Source organism: Nosocomiicoccus sp. HMSC059G07 (genome assembly GCF_001815515.1).
Classification (GTDB): domain Bacteria; phylum Bacillota; class Bacilli; order Staphylococcales; family Salinicoccaceae; genus Nosocomiicoccus; species Nosocomiicoccus ampullae_A.
The window spans coordinates 100,007-115,465 of the sequence record NZ_KV820788.1; the positions used below are offsets into that span (position 1 = coordinate 100,007).

At 37.0% G+C, this 15,459-nt stretch carries 19 protein-coding genes; 12 read left to right on the forward strand and 7 right to left on the reverse strand.

The window, feature by feature from the left end; translation table 11 throughout:
• Nucleotides 1-57: 57 nt before the first annotated feature.
• From HMPREF3029_RS01995 to HMPREF3029_RS02015, 5 genes are all read left to right on the forward strand, one after another.
• The gene (locus HMPREF3029_RS01995) at nt 58-1,269 is read left to right on the forward strand and encodes an NAD(P)/FAD-dependent oxidoreductase (RefSeq protein ID WP_068127739.1); all 1,212 of its coding nucleotides are present in this window, start codon (nt 58-60) and stop codon (nt 1,267-1,269) included.
• 57 nt (nt 1,270-1,326) lie between these two features.
• Nucleotides 1,327-1,644, forward strand: coding sequence for a YuiB family protein (locus tag HMPREF3029_RS02000; RefSeq protein WP_052327367.1), 318 nt, complete (start codon nt 1,327-1,329; stop codon nt 1,642-1,644).
• A gap of 10 nt (nt 1,645-1,654) precedes the next feature.
• Nucleotides 1,655-3,121, forward strand: coding sequence for a leucyl aminopeptidase family protein (locus HMPREF3029_RS02005; protein ID WP_070709450.1), 1,467 nt, complete (start codon nt 1,655-1,657; stop codon nt 3,119-3,121).
• A complete protein-coding gene (locus tag HMPREF3029_RS02010) occupies nt 3,114-3,476 on the forward strand; it encodes a hotdog fold thioesterase (protein WP_070709452.1) in 363 nt (120 codons plus the stop codon). The genes HMPREF3029_RS02005 and HMPREF3029_RS02010 overlap by 8 nt, the downstream gene beginning before the upstream one ends.
• 131 nt (nt 3,477-3,607) lie before the next feature.
• A complete protein-coding gene (locus tag HMPREF3029_RS02015; RefSeq protein WP_070709454.1) occupies nt 3,608-3,832 on the forward strand; it encodes a hypothetical protein in 225 nt (74 codons plus the stop codon).
• A gap of 81 nt (nt 3,833-3,913) precedes the next feature.
• On the opposite strand, the gene mnhG is transcribed toward HMPREF3029_RS02015, so the two are convergent.
• Genes mnhG through HMPREF3029_RS02050 form a run of 7 tightly spaced genes read right to left on the reverse strand, consistent with a single transcriptional unit; the run spans nt 3,914 to nt 9,752 of the window.
• On the reverse strand, nt 3,914-4,315 hold the full coding sequence (gene mnhG, locus HMPREF3029_RS02020) for a monovalent cation/H(+) antiporter subunit G (RefSeq protein WP_246827393.1): 402 nt from the start codon (nt 4,313-4,315) through the stop codon (nt 3,914-3,916).
• Entirely contained in the window at nt 4,308-4,607 is a 300-nt protein-coding gene (locus tag HMPREF3029_RS02025; RefSeq protein WP_070457398.1) for a Na(+)/H(+) antiporter subunit F1, read from the reverse strand. The genes mnhG and HMPREF3029_RS02025 overlap by 8 nt, the downstream gene beginning before the upstream one ends.
• The gene (locus HMPREF3029_RS02030; RefSeq protein WP_068127756.1) at nt 4,604-5,083 is read right to left on the reverse strand and encodes a Na+/H+ antiporter subunit E; all 480 of its coding nucleotides are present in this window, start codon (nt 5,081-5,083) and stop codon (nt 4,604-4,606) included. Before HMPREF3029_RS02030 ends, HMPREF3029_RS02025 begins: the two co-directional genes overlap by 4 nt.
• On the reverse strand, nt 5,084-6,577 hold the full coding sequence (locus HMPREF3029_RS02035; RefSeq protein ID WP_068127758.1) for a Na+/H+ antiporter subunit D: 1,494 nt from the start codon (nt 6,575-6,577) through the stop codon (nt 5,084-5,086).
• On the reverse strand, nt 6,567-6,908 hold the full coding sequence (locus HMPREF3029_RS02040) for a Na(+)/H(+) antiporter subunit C (protein ID WP_070457400.1): 342 nt from the start codon (nt 6,906-6,908) through the stop codon (nt 6,567-6,569). Before HMPREF3029_RS02040 ends, HMPREF3029_RS02035 begins: the two co-directional genes overlap by 11 nt.
• Nucleotides 6,908-7,375 carry a Na(+)/H(+) antiporter subunit B gene (locus tag HMPREF3029_RS02045; protein ID WP_070457402.1) on the reverse strand — a complete coding sequence of 156 codons (468 nt, stop codon included), beginning with the start codon at nt 7,373-7,375 and terminating at the stop codon, nt 6,908-6,910. Before HMPREF3029_RS02045 ends, HMPREF3029_RS02040 begins: the two co-directional genes overlap by 1 nt.
• The gene (locus tag HMPREF3029_RS02050) at nt 7,359-9,752 is read right to left on the reverse strand and encodes a Na+/H+ antiporter subunit A (protein ID WP_070623176.1); all 2,394 of its coding nucleotides are present in this window, start codon (nt 9,750-9,752) and stop codon (nt 7,359-7,361) included. Before HMPREF3029_RS02050 ends, HMPREF3029_RS02045 begins: the two co-directional genes overlap by 17 nt.
• A 155-nt stretch (nt 9,753-9,907) precedes the next feature.
• On the opposite strand from HMPREF3029_RS02050, the gene HMPREF3029_RS02055 reads away from it, so the two are divergent.
• The 7 genes from HMPREF3029_RS02055 to lepB all read left to right on the forward strand — a co-directional run bounded on the left by HMPREF3029_RS02055 (nt 9,908) and on the right by lepB (nt 15,449).
• Nucleotides 9,908-10,495, forward strand: a complete 588-nt coding sequence (locus tag HMPREF3029_RS02055; RefSeq protein ID WP_070623178.1) for a peptidylprolyl isomerase — start codon at nt 9,908-9,910, stop codon at nt 10,493-10,495.
• Nucleotides 10,496-10,583: 88 nt separating this feature from the next.
• Nucleotides 10,584-10,787, forward strand: a complete 204-nt coding sequence (locus HMPREF3029_RS02060) for a hypothetical protein (RefSeq protein WP_068127769.1) — start codon at nt 10,584-10,586, stop codon at nt 10,785-10,787.
• Between the two features lie 69 nt (nt 10,788-10,856).
• Nucleotides 10,857-11,240, forward strand: coding sequence for a S1 domain-containing post-transcriptional regulator Ygs (gene ygs, locus HMPREF3029_RS02065; protein ID WP_040929362.1), 384 nt, complete (start codon nt 10,857-10,859; stop codon nt 11,238-11,240).
• Between the two features lie 164 nt (nt 11,241-11,404).
• Entirely contained in the window at nt 11,405-12,958 is a 1,554-nt protein-coding gene (gene pruA, locus HMPREF3029_RS02070) for an L-glutamate gamma-semialdehyde dehydrogenase (RefSeq protein WP_371327357.1), read from the forward strand.
• A 32-nt stretch (nt 12,959-12,990) separates the two neighbouring features.
• Nucleotides 12,991-14,184, forward strand: coding sequence for an ornithine--oxo-acid transaminase (locus HMPREF3029_RS02075; RefSeq protein ID WP_070709456.1), 1,194 nt, complete (start codon nt 12,991-12,993; stop codon nt 14,182-14,184).
• 118 nt (nt 14,185-14,302) lie between these two features.
• Complete coding sequence (locus HMPREF3029_RS02080; protein ID WP_068127778.1) at nt 14,303-14,905, forward strand: TVP38/TMEM64 family protein; 603 nt, start codon at nt 14,303-14,305, stop codon at nt 14,903-14,905.
• A 10-nt stretch (nt 14,906-14,915) separates the two neighbouring features.
• On the forward strand, nt 14,916-15,449 hold the full coding sequence (gene lepB / locus HMPREF3029_RS02085; RefSeq protein ID WP_070709458.1) for a signal peptidase I: 534 nt from the start codon (nt 14,916-14,918) through the stop codon (nt 15,447-15,449).
• Nucleotides 15,450-15,459: the final 10 nt, after the last annotated feature.

Sequence of the window (15,459 nt, forward strand, 5' to 3'; positions counted from 1 at the left end):
AATATTATGTTATATATATTAGCGTTTTTATATTATAAAAATTTAGGAGATGTAGTGATGAGTTTCGAAAGAAAGAAAATTGTAATCCTCGGTGGAGGATACGCGGGTCTTAGCGCATTAGTTGGTCTTCAAAAAGAATTAGGTTTATCTGAAGCAGATATTACTTTAATCAATAAAAATGAGTACCACTACGAAGCAACATGGTTACATGAAACAGCTGCAGGTACGATTAACTGGGAAGACGGCGTTTACCCAATTAATAAAGTTGTAGACAACATGAAAACAAACTTCGTTGTTGCTGAAGTAACAAAAATCGATAAAGACAGCCAAGTAGTTGAAACGACAAAAGGAAATGTCGAGTATGACATTTTAATCGTTGCATTAGGTTTCGAATCAGAAACATTCGGAATTGAAGGAATGGCTGAACATGCCGAATCAATTACGAGCCCACAAACTGCACTTAAAGCACGTGCATTAGTTGAAAAGAACTTCAACAACTACTTAGAGTCTAAAGATAAAAATGACTTAGCAATCGTAGTTGGTGGTGCAGGATTCACAGGTATTGAGTACCTCGGTGAATTAGTAGATTCACTTCCAATCTTATGTGACAACTTAGGTATTAACTACGACGACGTAAGCATTACGTGTGTAGAAGCAATGCCTTCAATGTTACCGATGTTCAGTGAAGATCTCAGCGGTTACGCTAAAAAGTACTTAGAAAGTAAAGGCGTTAAGTTCTTACTCGGAACACCAATCGTTGCTGCAAACGAAGAAGGATTCGTCGTTAAAATTAACGATAAAGAAGAAACAGTTAAAGCAAACAACAGAATCTGGACTGCAGGGGTTCGTGGTAACAAGTTAATGGAAGAAAACTTCGACGGCGTTATGCGCGGTAGAATCATCGTTAAAGATGACTTAACAATCGAAGGATACGACAACGTATACGCAATCGGTGACGTTTCAGCGGTTATGAACGGAACAGGCGAAAACGCACGTCCATATCCAACGACAGCACAAATTGCGATGCAACTTGGTGAACACACTGCAAAAATTATCGCTGCAAAATTACGTGGTAAAAAAGTTGAACCATTCGTATATGACGATAAAGGAACAGTTTGTTCATTAGGTGCTAAAAACGGTATCGGTGTCGTTTATGGTAAAGAAATTAAAGGTAAATCAGCTGCATTTATGAAGAAAGTAATCGATACACGTGCAGTCGCTAAAATTGGTGGACCAGTACTAGGATTCACAAAAGGTAAATTCTTGTAAGAAAATTTTAAGCATGAGTATTCGTCATACTCATGCTTTTTTAATAGAGGTGTCACGGTGAATATCGTTCAAGTATTTATATCTATCATTTTATATTTTGTACTCTTTTACGGTATTAGTTTTATATTAAATATGATTTTAAAAATGACGTGGATTATGGCAGTTGTTTATCCTGTAATCGTTGTTTTAATCATCGACAGAATTGATACTGTAGAGTACATAAAATCGCCAAACACTGCATTTAAAGAAGCGTGGAGTAATATTATTAACGTCCAAATTTTTGACGTAATTATATTATTAAGTGGTTTTATCGGTATTATATTAGCCGGATTAACAATACGCTACTTACGTAAGCTTGGCTATCAAATGTTCTAGGAGTGAGTATATGAAGTACAATTTTGAAAGTAATTTAAACGACAACAACAAAGCAATCGTCATCGGTGTAAAAGAAGACTTTGAAAACGACTCAAACTTCGAAGAACTCGATGCATTATTTAATGGGAACTTTAAATCATATATTGATGCTGGAGTCATCCAGTCAAAATTCAAAAAAATCGAATCATCGAGTGCAGTGTTACAAACAAACGTAAGAAAAGTATATACAGTTGGTCTCGGTAAATCTGAAGACTTAACACAATTAAAGCTTCAAGAAGCGTTCGGTACAGTATTACAAGCACTTAAAAAAGATAAAGTAACAGATGCGTATCTATACGTTGACTCATTTAGTTCAGACGACGATTTTTTATACGACGTCGGCTTAATGGGTGAAATTAGTGTATACGAGCCGTTCAACTATAAAAAAGATTTTAAACCTTATGAGTTAACGTTATCTTTTAATAAAGAGGTAAACGAAGACAAACTGAAAGAAGGTCAACAAGCTGGAGAGGCGATGAACTTTAGTCGTAACTTAAGCGAAATGCCTCCAAACGTACTATATCCGGAATCTCTAGTCGAGTTAATTGAAAAAGAATTTTCTGGAAAAGACAACGTTACAATTTCAGTAAAAGACGACAAAACACTTAAAGAAGAAGGCTATGGTCTCCTTCATTCAGTCGGTGACGGTTCTGAGAGAAAACCAAGACTCGTTACGATCGAGTACAAAAATAGCGATAAAGCACCTATAGCACTTGTTGGTAAAGGAATCACTTACGATTCAGGTGGTTATTCATTAAAACCACGTACAGGCATGGTGTCGATGAAATACGATATGAGTGGAGCAGCAAACGTACTTGGTATGATGAAGACACTCGTCGATCAAAAACGTGAAGTGAATGTTGTAGCGGTACTTGCGCTCGCTGAAAATATGGTAAAAGGCAATGCAAACCGTCCAGATGACGTTGTCATCGCTAAAAATGGTTTAAGTGTTGAAATAACTAATACAGATGCAGAAGGACGTCTCGTCCTTGGAGATGCGGTTACAGAAGCAATTACACATAAACCAGTTGTAATTATGGACTTTGCGACACTAACTGGAGCAGTAATCGGAGCACTCGGAGAGTCACGTACAGGTTTATTTACAAACCAAAGTAGAGATTACTTAACTGACGTCTTAAAATCATCAGAAAAAGTCGGCGAAAAGTTATGGCACTTACCGATGGATGAATCCGATGAAGCGGCAGTAAAAGATACACAAGTTGCAGATATTTTAAACAGTAACTTACGTCCATATGGTGGAGCTTCGTTTGCAGCGGCATTTATTAATCAGTTTACTGAAGATTATCCGTGGTTACACTTTGATATCGCTGGTACATCGCAGTTTGCAAAACAAAATGCATATGGTCCAAAAGCTGCGAGTGGTGTGATGATCCGTACAGTCGTTGACTACATTTTAGACGGTTCTATGTATGACTAATTTACTAGAAGCATTTAACATCGAAATCATTGAGTTAAATAAGAAACGTGCGGTCATTGAAGTCGATATTACTGAAGAAATGCACCAACCATTTGGTATCGTACACGGTGGTATGAATGCTGTCTTAATCGAAACAGCAGCGTCACTTGGTGGTACTGAAAACGTTGAAGAAGGATATGCAGCTGGCGTTGAAATCAACGTCAACCATATTCGACCTGTATCATCAGGTAAACTGACAACAACAGCAGTACCAGTTCATATCGGTAGAACAACACAAGTTTGGACAGCAGAAATTACAAACGATGAAGGAAAAATCACAGCAGTTGGACGAATGACTTTGACGAATATGAAGTAAACTTATACCTCTCTAAATCAAAAATAGGTTTAGGGAGGTATTTTGTAAGGAGAAATTAATTAATAATAATTATCTTCATGGTATAATATTAAAACAACATTTTTATATAAATAGAACATGAGGTGATTTGTATGAAAATTTTAAGCGAACTCAAAATTAATAATAAAGTTATTAATGTAGAAATCCCAGAGAATGTTTTAAAAGCCTTAGATGTTAATGTAAATGATACAATTCAATTCATTGAAGATAACGATAAAATATCATTAGAAGTTAAGAAAAACAATTTAGATTTAAACTTGATAAATGAAATTTTAACTGAAGATGATGAAATTTTTAAAGAATTGGTAGAACGATGAGATATTTAACAGAAATGATATAAACCCAAAATTCAATCCACAAAAATACGCCCATTCTAGCCTTCTAGAATGGGCGTTTTGTTATTCATCAAGTTCTTGCTCTTTTTTACGTTGTTCAATTTTTAATTTATCTTCTTCTGTGAGTTCTTCGTATCCAAGTTCGTCACGTCGTAATTCGTTTAAGATTGTTAGTTTATACGGCTCTACATCTGAGTGGAAGGCACTTCTTGCAAGCATATGTGCACCTGTTGGTGCAATGATGTAAATGAATACGAGTGCGAGTAGCAATGTGATTTCAAATCGCTCTTCAAAATACCAAAAGTATAAGAAAACAGCGAGTAGAACGAGTGATACACCGAGTGTTGAACTTTTACTTGCTGCGTGGAGTCGTGAGTACATGTCCGGAAGTCTCACGATACCGATTCCTGCAACGATTGAAAAGAATACCCCACTTAATACGAGTATCGTTACGATACTAGTCATCAGGATCTCTATCATGATCGATCACCCATCCTTTCTCTAAAAACTTCGCCATTGCGATTGTACCGACAGCACCGAGCATACCGATAATCATAATTACAACGATTAAGTACGGAGTGTCAAGTAGGACTGAGAAAATCCCGATTGTTCCCATTAACATAACTCCAAACGCATCTAACGCTACGATTTTATCGTGTAACGTCGGTCCTTTAATAATTCTATACGATGCGATAACGAGCGCGACTGCCATTCCAATAATTGCGATAATGAATATGACTTGTAAAAATGAAATCATGGACGACCCACCTCTTTAATGAGACGTTCAAATGAGTTTTTAATAGCCTCGATTTCTTTATCGGCATCGACTAAGTTTACCCCGTGGATATATAGCGTCTTAAAGTCATCACTAATTGCAACGACGACTGTACCTGGTGTTAACGTGATAAGAGAAGATAGAAGTACGACTTCCCAATCCTTTTGTAAATCACACGGATACGCATAGAATCCAGGGTATACGTTCATTTTTGGTTGAAGGACGATTTTTACAACTTCGATGTTTGCAACGAGTAACTCATAAACGAATACGAAGAATAACTTAACAATTCTCCATACGCGGATGAGGTAAAACGTACCTGGTAAGAAGTTACGTAATATGGATACGGCAATTAGCCCCATTAAATACCCCATCACGAGAGTGCTCACTGTAAAACTGTTGTTCATAAACGCCCAAAGGAATGCGAGTAAGAAATTGAGTAATACTTGTATTGCCATTTACTCCACCCCCATAATATATTCTGAGTAAACAAACGGATCTGCGAGTGCTTGTGCAGCCATTTCAAAGTATGGATATAAGAAATCTGCACTTAAACCGAATACGATGGATACGATAACGAGTCCAACCGCACTAAAGAGCAGTTTATCAGTCTTCATTGGTTTTAACTCTTCTTCTACAGCGTGTTCACCGAAGAACACGTGTATAAATACTCTCATAATACTGTATAGAATCACTAAACTAGAGAATAAAATAATGACGCCTGAAATATAGTGTTCATTTATAAATAATGATTTCACGATATACACTTTACCGAAAAAACCAGGGAATGGTGGAACTCCTGCAAGTGATAATCCTGCTAAGAAGAATGTCCAACCAACGACTGGGTGAACTGACATTAAGCCGTGTATATCTTTTGCGTTATGTTTACCAGTTCTATAAATGATAAAACCAACGAGTAAGAATAACGCTGTTTTAATAATCATGTCATGAATGAGGTAGTAAATACTACCGATCATACCATCTAAATCGAGCATTGCGACAGCTGAGATAATAAACCCAATCGCAATCATAATGTTATAGATGATGACCATCTTCATGTCGTACGTTGAAATCGCACCAATACATCCGATAATAATCGTTAAGATCGATAAGACGAGTAAAACAGTACTAATATAGCTATAGTCTAAATTGAAAAATAGACTGTACGTACGCATGAGTGCGTACACACCGACTTTTGTCAGTAATGCACCGAACGCTGCAAGTATTGGGATTGGTGGTGCGTTATATGAATCTGGTAACCAGAAGTAGAGCGGGAATACCGCTGCTTTAGTTAAGAATACAAACATAATAACGACACCGATTAACGTAATGACCGTTAAATTACCGTCATAATTAGATAGCTTCACGTGGATATCTGCCATGTTTAAACTACCAACAACAGAATATAAAAATCCAATTCCAAGTACTAAAAAGTTCGATGAAATAATATTAACGACTAAATATTTAAAGCCTTCTCGTAACTGAATCGTACTACTACCAATTGTAAGTAATACATATGACGCGATTAAAAACACTTCGAAGAATACAAACATGTTGAAAATATCTCCAGTAGTAAACGCGCCGTTTACACCCATGATCATAAATAACATCATTGGATAATAGAAATAACGTTCGTTATTAACGCCAATCGATTGGAACGAATAGACTGTAACGAAAAACAGTATGATCGATGTCGTTAATACGAGTAAAGCACTTAACATATCGTAAACGACTGTAATTCCAAATGGTGCAGGCCAGTTACCAATATTTGTAACTAACACACCATCTGTATATATACGCTGTACAATTACTATTGAAAAAATTACCATTAAGATACTTGCGAGTGTTGTGATTGCTCGGTGTAACACAGGGTTTCTACCGACGAGTAACATAATCACCGCAGCAAGACCTGGAATGACTAATGGCAATATAAGTAATAAGTTAATAACCATCGTCTCTTCCTTTCATGTCTTCAGTATCATCTGTACCGAGTACTTTATAGTTGTTTAACGCAAGCACTAGACTATAAGCAGTCAGTGCAAACGATATAACGATTGCTGTAAGAATCATCGCTTGTGGTAACGGATCGGTATACACTTCGACACGTTCATCTAGAATAGGAACGTTTCCGCGCTTTAACTGTCCCATCGTGAGTAACATAAGGTGAACACCGTGGGATAATACCGAAATACCGATAATAATTCTTAACACACCTTTAGAGAGGATTAAGTACGTCGCACATCCGATGAGTACACCTGAAAGAATAATCATTAAAAATTCCATTAATCCTTCACCCCTCCAACTGCGATTAAAATGAGTATCGTTGCCCCGAATACGACTAAAAAGACACCGAGGTCAAAGAACACTGCAGAGTGGATATGCACGTCACCTAATAATGGAATGTAAACATCTGTTAAAGCATGTGTAAAGAACGGATTACCGAACATCATTAATAAGAACGGGACTCCAATAGCGAACAGTAACCCGAGTGATATTAATAATTTTAACGGAATCGGTAGCATCTTCTTTAACGTCTTTACATCATAAGCAATCAGTAAGAGTAGCACTGCTGAACTCATGAGTAATCCACCGACGAATCCTCCACCTGGCGTATAGTGCCCTGCAAAGAATAAGTTCAAACTAAACATCGTGATGATGAAAAACGCAACTTTAGAGATGTACTGTAAATGCACATCGTTCATTTGTCGATGGAGTGCCTTATAGCCGGCTCTTTTAAGTGTGCTCTTCATTTTCATCATCCTTTCTTAGGCTTGTCATTCTCATTAAAATGTAAATACCGATTCCGGCGATTGCGAATACCACTGTTTCAAACACAGTATCGTAACCACGGAAGTCAACGAGAATAACGTTTACCATATTTTTACCTGCAGCTAAGTCATATACGTGTTCGATATGATATTCAGAAATCGATTCGAATATACGATGACTGTATGCAGATAATCCAATTAAAATCGAAACTGCTCCGACCATTACTGCAACGATGAAGTTCGTTAATTTAAACTGACGTGTTTCTGGTAACTTACTCACTTTAGGTAAGTGATAGAAACATACTAAGAATAGAGTCGTCGTTACAGTTTCAATCGCGAGTTGAGTTAATGCTAAGTCCGGCGCTCTAAAGAATACGAAGAATAACGCCATACTAAATCCAACTGCACCGAGCATAATAATACTGACCATACGAGATTTTGTAATCATAATAATTCCGAGTGAAACTAATATAACAACAATTAGAATCACTTCTTGAATTCCTATAGGTGCAAGATCTGTAAGACTTAAATTTAAACCAGTTCTAAACATCGTAACGATACTAAAAATTGTTAAGAAGCCGAATATATACAGTAGGTATGTTCTTAAAAATCCTGTAGATAATGTATTCGTTACTTTGTTAGAGTATTTTGTACTGTTTACGAGTGACTGGTCATAGAAGTTATTTAACGTAAAACGCTCCTTAATATAATCGTAAATAAACATCCAGCTTTCTCTAAAGTAGTAGAGTAGTGCTCCGACTAAGACGATTAAAATCGTAGAGAGTAAAGCAGGTGTTACACCGTGCCAAAAACTAATCGATACGTCGACAAAGTTTTGACGATCTAAAATTGCACTGGCCGCTGGACTAATAATCGTATTCGATAAAATGTTCGGGAATAAGCCGATAATGACGACGAGTGAAGCTAAAATAACTGGTGAAATTAACATCAGCATCGGTGCTTCAGAAGGTTCTTTTGGAGTATCAAATGATTCTCCAGTAAATACCCCAAATATTAATTTCATCGAATAGACGAAAGTAAATATACTTCCGAGAATCGCAAGTAATGGGAATAAAACACTAATCGTACTTAATATAGTGATGTTCGACTGAGAAATTTCAAACATCGCTTCTAAGAACATTTCTTTAGATAAAAATCCATTAAATGGCGGAAGTCCTGCCATAGAAAATGCAGTAATTAACGTAATTGTAAAACTGATTGGCATAATCGTCATTAACGCACCGAGTCGTTTAATGCTACGCGTACCTGTTTGGTGATCGACAATCCCTGTCACCATGAATAGCGCACCTTTAAACGTCGCGTGGTTAATAATATGAAATACTGCAGCAATGACTGCGACTGTAAATATTTCTTCATTAAAACCAGCAGTGACAGCTAAAGCTCCAAGCCCAAGTAATGACATAATTAAACCGAGTTGAGACACGGTAGAAAATGCGAGTACTGCTTTCATATCATCTTTAACGACTGCGTTAAATGATGCCCATGCGAGTGTAATGAGTCCGATAATTAAAATCGTATTGACCCACGTTAAGCTCCACATAAACACTGGTGTAAAGCGCGCAACTAAATATAGCCCTGCTTTAACCATCGTTGCAGAGTGTAAATAAGCACTGACTGGAGTTGGTGCTTCCATTGCATCAGGTAACCAAATATAAAACGGAAACTGAGCTGATTTTGTAAATGCACCGAGTAAAATTAACACGAGTGCAATGACTCCAACACCATTTGATGCGATCACATCTGATGAAGCAATCATTTCTCGAATGCTAAATGTTTCCGTAATAATGCTAAGTAAAATGAAACCACCGAGCATCATAAAACCACCGAACATCGTAATTAACATCGATTTTTGAGCGCCGTAAGTTGAACGTTCTTTTGTCGTCCAAAACGCGATGAGTAAGAAACTCGAGATCGACGTCAACTCCCAAAACATATATAACATTAAAACGTTATCAATTGTCACAACACCGAGCATCGCTGCCATGAACATTAAGAGGTAGACGTAAAAGTTACCGAGTTTTTCATCTTTTGAAAGATATCCAATCGAATATAGAACGACTAACGTTCCAATTCCAGATATCAAAATGGCAAAAAGTAATCCAAGGCCATCTATGTATACATCGAAGTTCATGCCGATTTTTGGCATAAAGTTTAACGTGTAGTAGATTTTTGACCCACTTTTTACAGTTGGTATTAACGTAAATAAATAAGACACGATAACGAATGGTACTGGTAGTACAAACCATCCGAGATGGATGTCTTTTTGATATTTATACACTACCGGTATAATAACAGCTGCTATTAATGGTAGTAATATTAAAAAATGTAATAACGTCACACCATAACCTCCTTCTCACAATTATATGACTTTATTATACATGAATTAATATCGGTTTTAAATGAACACGATATGTTCTATAATGACTGTTGGAACAAAATGAAGTTTAATCATACAACAATTTAAGTAATGTTGAAATATTGGAGGAAAGATCAATGGCATTTTCACAAATGGACAAAACAGTATTAGAAAACGAACAAAGTGTCGTTATTAAAACAAATAAAGGTGACATTACAGTACGACTATTTGCAGATAAAGCACCGAAAACTGTAGAAAACTTCGTCACACATGCTAAAAACGGCTATTACGATGGTCAAATTTTCCACAGAATTATTAAAGATTTCATGATTCAAGGTGGAGACCCTACAGGTACTGGTATGGGTGGAGTAAGTATTTGGGATGAGGACTTCGAAGATGAGTTCCACGAAGAGTTATTTAACTTCCGTGGTGCGTTATCAATGGCAAACCGTGGACCAAACACGAACGGCTCACAGTTTTTCATCGTAGAAGCGATTCGTGTTCCGATGAACATGCTCGGTCAACTAGAAGGTGCTGGATATCCTGAAGAGGTAATTAAAACGTATGCTGACCTCGGTGGAACACCATGGTTAGATAACCGCCACACTGTTTTCGGTCAAGTGATCGAAGGAATGGACGTTGTCGATGATATCGCAAGTGTAACAACTGGTCCAATAGATAAACCAGTAGAGGACATCGTTATCGAAACGATTGAAGTTTTATAATTCAGTCGACAAATAATTGTCAGAATTTCATCGTAGGAAAATCCGCATAATTTGTTATACTAATAAGGTAAAGGTGTGTGAATGACTTATGATGGAATTTCTTTATTTCCCTGAAGATAAAACTGAATATATTCCTGGAATTATTACGCTCGTTGTTTGTATCGTATTAGCGTATGTAGCGTTCGTATTAATTCGAAAATATTCAAAAAAACAAGAACAACGTGCACAAGAGTTCGAACAAGAAGTTTTAAATAAAATAAATTCAGACGTGCATGACGATCATCATAAATAGATAGAATAAATGGAAGCCTCACTTAAAATATGCTATTATACAATAGTGTTATAGAAGTGGGGTTTTTTCGTGACAAAACACTACCGAGCAGGTCAATTTGTTAAAGTAAAAGTAACAAACGTTCGGCCATACGGTGCTTTTGTCAAAACGATGGATGGTGTAGAAGGACTTATCCATATTTCAGAAGTGATGGATAACTTCGTACAAAATATCCATCATTATCTTTCAAAAGGGCAGATTGTAAAGTGCAAAATTTTAGCAGTGAACGATAGGGATGGGAAATTAAATCTGACCTTAAAAGAGAATGAATACTTCAAGCAAAAGTGTAAGAAAAAGGCAGAAAAATCGATATTAGATACGATTGAACAAACCGAAAAATACGGTTTTGACTCCCTACGACAACGTATGCCTATTTGGATTAAAGAGGCAAAAGAACAAATGTATGACCGGTAAAAGACTTAGCAAGCGCTAAGTCTTTTATTTTTTTAGTTTACAAAAAACGAACTAATAATACATAGATTTGTAAGTTTATACAAAACTATCTAATAGCTTGAATACTCATATAGTAATGTGAGATTATAATAGAAGATAAACTATTTTTAGGAGGATACTTTTTTATGGATTACTCTATGAATCACTATAGACACGAACCATTCGTGGACTATACGAAAGAAGAAAACAAAGCATGGGTTAAAGAGGGAATTAAAGAAGCTCAAAAGATCTTCGGTCAAGAATTCCCATTAGTTATTAACGGTGAAAGAATTTTCACTGAAGATAAAAGTGAGGTATACAACCCAGCAAACAAATCAGAAATCATCGGATACGTTTCACAAGCGACACGTAAAGAAGCAGACCAAGCGATGGAAGTTGCAAAAGAAACATTTGAATCATGGAGAAAAACTTCATTCTCAATGCGTTCAGATATTCTTTTCAAAGCAGCACAAATCGTACGCGACAGAAAAGCAGAATTTACTGGTCACTTAGTGAAAGAAGCGGGTAAACCATGGAAAGAAGCGGACGGAGAAGTTGCAGAAGCAATTGACTTCTTAAACTACTACGGTCGTCAAAACTTAGAATTAGCGAACGGTAAAACAGTACAATCACGTGCAAATGAATACAACCGTTTCGACTACATTCCTTTAGGTGTTGGATATGTTATCTCACCTTGGAACTTCTCATTTGCAATCATGGCAGGTACTGCAGCTGCAGCACTTGTTTCAGGTAACACAGTATTATTAAAACCTTCTTCAAACACGCCAGTTGTTGCGTACAAATTTGTTGAAGTTCTTGAAGAAGCTGGATTACCAAAAGGTGCAATCAACTTCATCCCAGGTTCATCAAGAGAAATTGGTGACTACTTAGTTGACCATAAAGATACTGCATTCGTATCATTCACTGGTTCACGTGACGTTGGTGTACGTATTTATGAACGTGCAGCAGTTGTTCACGAAGGACAAGTAAACTTAAAACGTGTAATCGCTGAGATGGGTGGTAAAGACACAATCGTTGTTGACAGCGGTGTAGATCTAGACGAAGCAGCAGATGCAATTGTAAACTCTGCATTCGGATTCTCTGGACAAAAATGTTCAGCATGTTCACGTGTAATTGCACTTGAAGACGTACATGATGAATTACTTGCAAAAGTAGTAGAAAAAACAAAAGAATTAACAGTTGGTGACCCATCTGAAGATATCTTCATGGGACCAGTTATTGACCAAGCGTCATTAGATAAAATCGAGAAGTACATCGAAATCGGTAAACAAGAAGGTAAACTTGAAATCGGTGGTAAAATCGAAAATGAAACAGGTCACTTCGTTTATCCAACAGTATTCTCTGGACTTAAACACGATGACCAAGTGATGAGAGAAGAAATCTTTGGACCAGTTGTCGGATTCGCAACAGCTAAAGACTTCACTGAAGCAATCAAATTTGCAAACAACACAGACTACGGTTTAACAGGTGCAGTATTCACTAACAACCGTGAACATTTAGAAGAAGCACGTCGTGACTTCCACGTTGGTAACTTATACTTCAACCGTGGTTGTACGGCAGCAATCGTTGGATACCAGCCATTTGGTGGATTCAAGATGTCAGGTACAGACTCTAAAGCAGGTGGACCAGACTACTTATTACTCCACATGCAAGGTAAAACAACTTCAGAAATGTTCTAATATAATTCATTTCTATAATAGGAGGTGTCAGTATGACACAATCAAAAGATATCATTCAACTTGCTGATAAAGTAGCAGCACCAACATATAAACCTCTGCCAATCGTCGTTGACGTGGCAGAAGGTGTATGGGTAAAAGACCCAGAAGGTAACAAGTATTTAGATATGCTTTCAGCATATTCAGCAGTAAACCAAGGTCACCGTCACCCTAAAATTATCGAAGCACTTAAAGAACAAGCAGATAAAGTAACACTTGGATCTCGTGCGTTCTATTCAAGCAACTTAGGTGAATGGTTAGATAAACTTAACGAAATTTCTGGAAAAGAAATGGGTATTCCTATGAACACTGGTGCTGAGGCAGTTGAATCTGCAATTAAAGCAGCACGTCGTTGGGGTAAAGAAGTGAAAGGTATCGAAGATGGTAAACAAGAAATCATCGGTATGAATGGTAACTTCCATGGCCGTACGTTAGGTGCGATTTCACTTTCAAGTGAAGAAGCATATAAAGATGGCTTCCACCCATTAGTACCAGGTTTCCCACTTGTACCTTATGGTGATATTGACGCATTAAAAGCGGCAATTAATGAAAATACAGTTGCTGTAATCTTAGAGCCGATTCAAGGTGAATCAGGTATTAACATCCCACGTGACGGCTTCTTAAAAGAAGTTCGTGAGTTATGTGATGAGAGCAACGTTCTCATGATCGCTGACGAAATCCAATGTGGACTTGGCCGTAGTGGTAAATTATTCGCATGTGACTGGGAAGACGTTAAACCAGACATGTACATCTTAGGAAAAGCACTCGGTGGTGGAGTATTACCAGTATCAGTTGTGCTTGGAGACAAAGAAGTACTTGAGTTAATGACTCCTGGATCACACGGTTCAACATTCGGTGGTAACCCACTTGCAGCAGCAGTATCTATTGCAGCAATCGACGTTTTACTCGATGAAAAACTTGCAGAGCGCTCAAACGAACTCGGTGAGTACATGAAATCAGAACTTAAAACAATCGATAACCCAATCATAAAAGAGGTACGTGGACGCGGATTATTCATCGGTATGGAACTAACAGAAGATGCGAGACCATACTGTGAAGCGTTAAAAGAGCGTGGACTATTATGTAAAGAAACACATGACACAGTCATTCGTTTTGCACCACCTCTAATTATCGAAAAAGAAGATTTAGACTGGGCAATTGGCCAAATTAAAGAAGTACTTTCTAAATAATATTAGAAGCCGAAACTCTCATACATATATGTGTATGAGAGTTTTTTTGTTGCCTCTCTAAGGCTTCATCATTTAAAAGGTGTTATAATATAACAAACGATAATCGGTAGGTGAAACGATGCAGAAATATATCGAATTGTTTACAACTAAAGAAGGGCTGGAGCAGATATTTGAAGCGTTCGATGGCTTAGGTATCTTCGTCGGCTTATTACTCGTCTTTATAGAATCGTTTTTACCGTTTTTACCACTGATCGTTATCGTCATATTAAATACGAACGCGTATGGCTTTTTTATTGGATTTTTGATGAGTTATTTAGGAAGTGTACTCGGGAGTTATTCAGTATTTCTAGTCGTTAGAAACTTCTTAAAAGCACCCGCAACGCGCTATATTAATAAACATAAAACATTAATTAAGATGCGAGAATTCATTGACAAAAGAGGGTTTACGTTTTTATTTATATTAATGTCATTACCATTTACTCCCTCATCTGTTGTCAACGTGATAGCTGGAGTATCTAACGTAAAAAAACGCGTCTATTTGTATATATTAATCGGTGCAAAATTTATAATGATACTATCGATTTCAATTGTCGGTCACGATGTAACGACATTTTTTACATCACCAACGAGACTTATATTATCAGTTGTATTTTTAGTCGTATTATATGTGATATCAAAATTATATGAACGTTATTTAAATAGAAAAATGAACAGTAATTAGGAGTGGCAGTATGTTAAAGGAAATTAGAGAATGGGTTGTGACGATTGTCGTCGCCCTCGTCGTCGTATTTTTAGTGAGACAATTTTTACTCACACAATTTGTCGTTGATGGTGCAAGCATGGCGCCGACATTTATAGATGGAGATAGAGTATTTGTAAGTAAAGTATCTTACAAGATGCATGACGTTGAACATGGAGACATTGTCGTATTTGATAATAAGGAAGGCGAAGCGTACATTAAACGCGTCATCGGTGTACCAGGAGACGACGTTAAAATGGTCGACAAAGAAGTGTATGTCAACGGTGAACGCATCGATGAAAGATACGTGTCGTACAAAGGAAATTCTTATCTAGATAACTTTGAGTTATCAGACCTCGGTGTCAATGGTGAAATTCCTGAGGGACAATATTTAGTGTTAGGAGATAACCGTCCAGTAAGTAAAGATTCAAGGCAATTTGGTCTCATAGAGGATGATCAAATTATCGGAAAAGTATTCTTAAGATTTTGGCCATTTTCTGAAATATCGAATGATTTCTCTGATTAATTAGGAGGTA

Coding starts and splice junctions, on each gene's coding strand:
- HMPREF3029_RS01995 (WP_068127739.1), top strand. CDS start 58: ATGAGTTTCGAAAGAAAGAAAATTGTAATCCTCGGTGGAGGATACGCG.
- HMPREF3029_RS02005 (WP_070709450.1), top strand. CDS start 1,655: ATGAAGTACAATTTTGAAAGTAATTTAAACGACAACAACAAAGCAATC.
- HMPREF3029_RS02010 (WP_070709452.1), top strand. CDS start 3,114: ATGACTAATTTACTAGAAGCATTTAACATCGAAATCATTGAGTTAAAT.
- HMPREF3029_RS02015 (WP_070709454.1), top strand. CDS start 3,608: ATGAAAATTTTAAGCGAACTCAAAATTAATAATAAAGTTATTAATGTA.
- mnhG (WP_246827393.1), bottom strand. CDS start 4,315: ATGACTAGTATCGTAACGATACTCGTATTAAGTGGGGTATTCTTTTCA.
- HMPREF3029_RS02025 (WP_070457398.1), bottom strand. CDS start 4,607: ATGATTTCATTTTTACAAGTCATATTCATTATCGCAATTATTGGAATG.
- HMPREF3029_RS02030 (WP_068127756.1), bottom strand. CDS start 5,083: ATGGCAATACAAGTATTACTCAATTTCTTACTCGCATTCCTTTGGGCG.
- HMPREF3029_RS02035 (WP_068127758.1), bottom strand. CDS start 6,577: ATGGTTATTAACTTATTACTTATATTGCCATTAGTCATTCCAGGTCTT.
- HMPREF3029_RS02040 (WP_070457400.1), bottom strand. CDS start 6,908: ATGGAATTTTTAATGATTATTCTTTCAGGTGTACTCATCGGATGTGCG.
- HMPREF3029_RS02045 (WP_070457402.1), bottom strand. CDS start 7,375: ATGAAGAGCACACTTAAAAGAGCCGGCTATAAGGCACTCCATCGACAA.
- HMPREF3029_RS02055 (WP_070623178.1), top strand. CDS start 9,908: ATGGCATTTTCACAAATGGACAAAACAGTATTAGAAAACGAACAAAGT.
- HMPREF3029_RS02060 (WP_068127769.1), top strand. CDS start 10,584: ATGATGGAATTTCTTTATTTCCCTGAAGATAAAACTGAATATATTCCT.
- pruA (WP_371327357.1), top strand. CDS start 11,405: ATGGATTACTCTATGAATCACTATAGACACGAACCATTCGTGGACTAT.
- HMPREF3029_RS02075 (WP_070709456.1), top strand. CDS start 12,991: ATGACACAATCAAAAGATATCATTCAACTTGCTGATAAAGTAGCAGCA.
- HMPREF3029_RS02080 (WP_068127778.1), top strand. CDS start 14,303: ATGCAGAAATATATCGAATTGTTTACAACTAAAGAAGGGCTGGAGCAG.
- lepB (WP_070709458.1), top strand. CDS start 14,916: ATGTTAAAGGAAATTAGAGAATGGGTTGTGACGATTGTCGTCGCCCTC.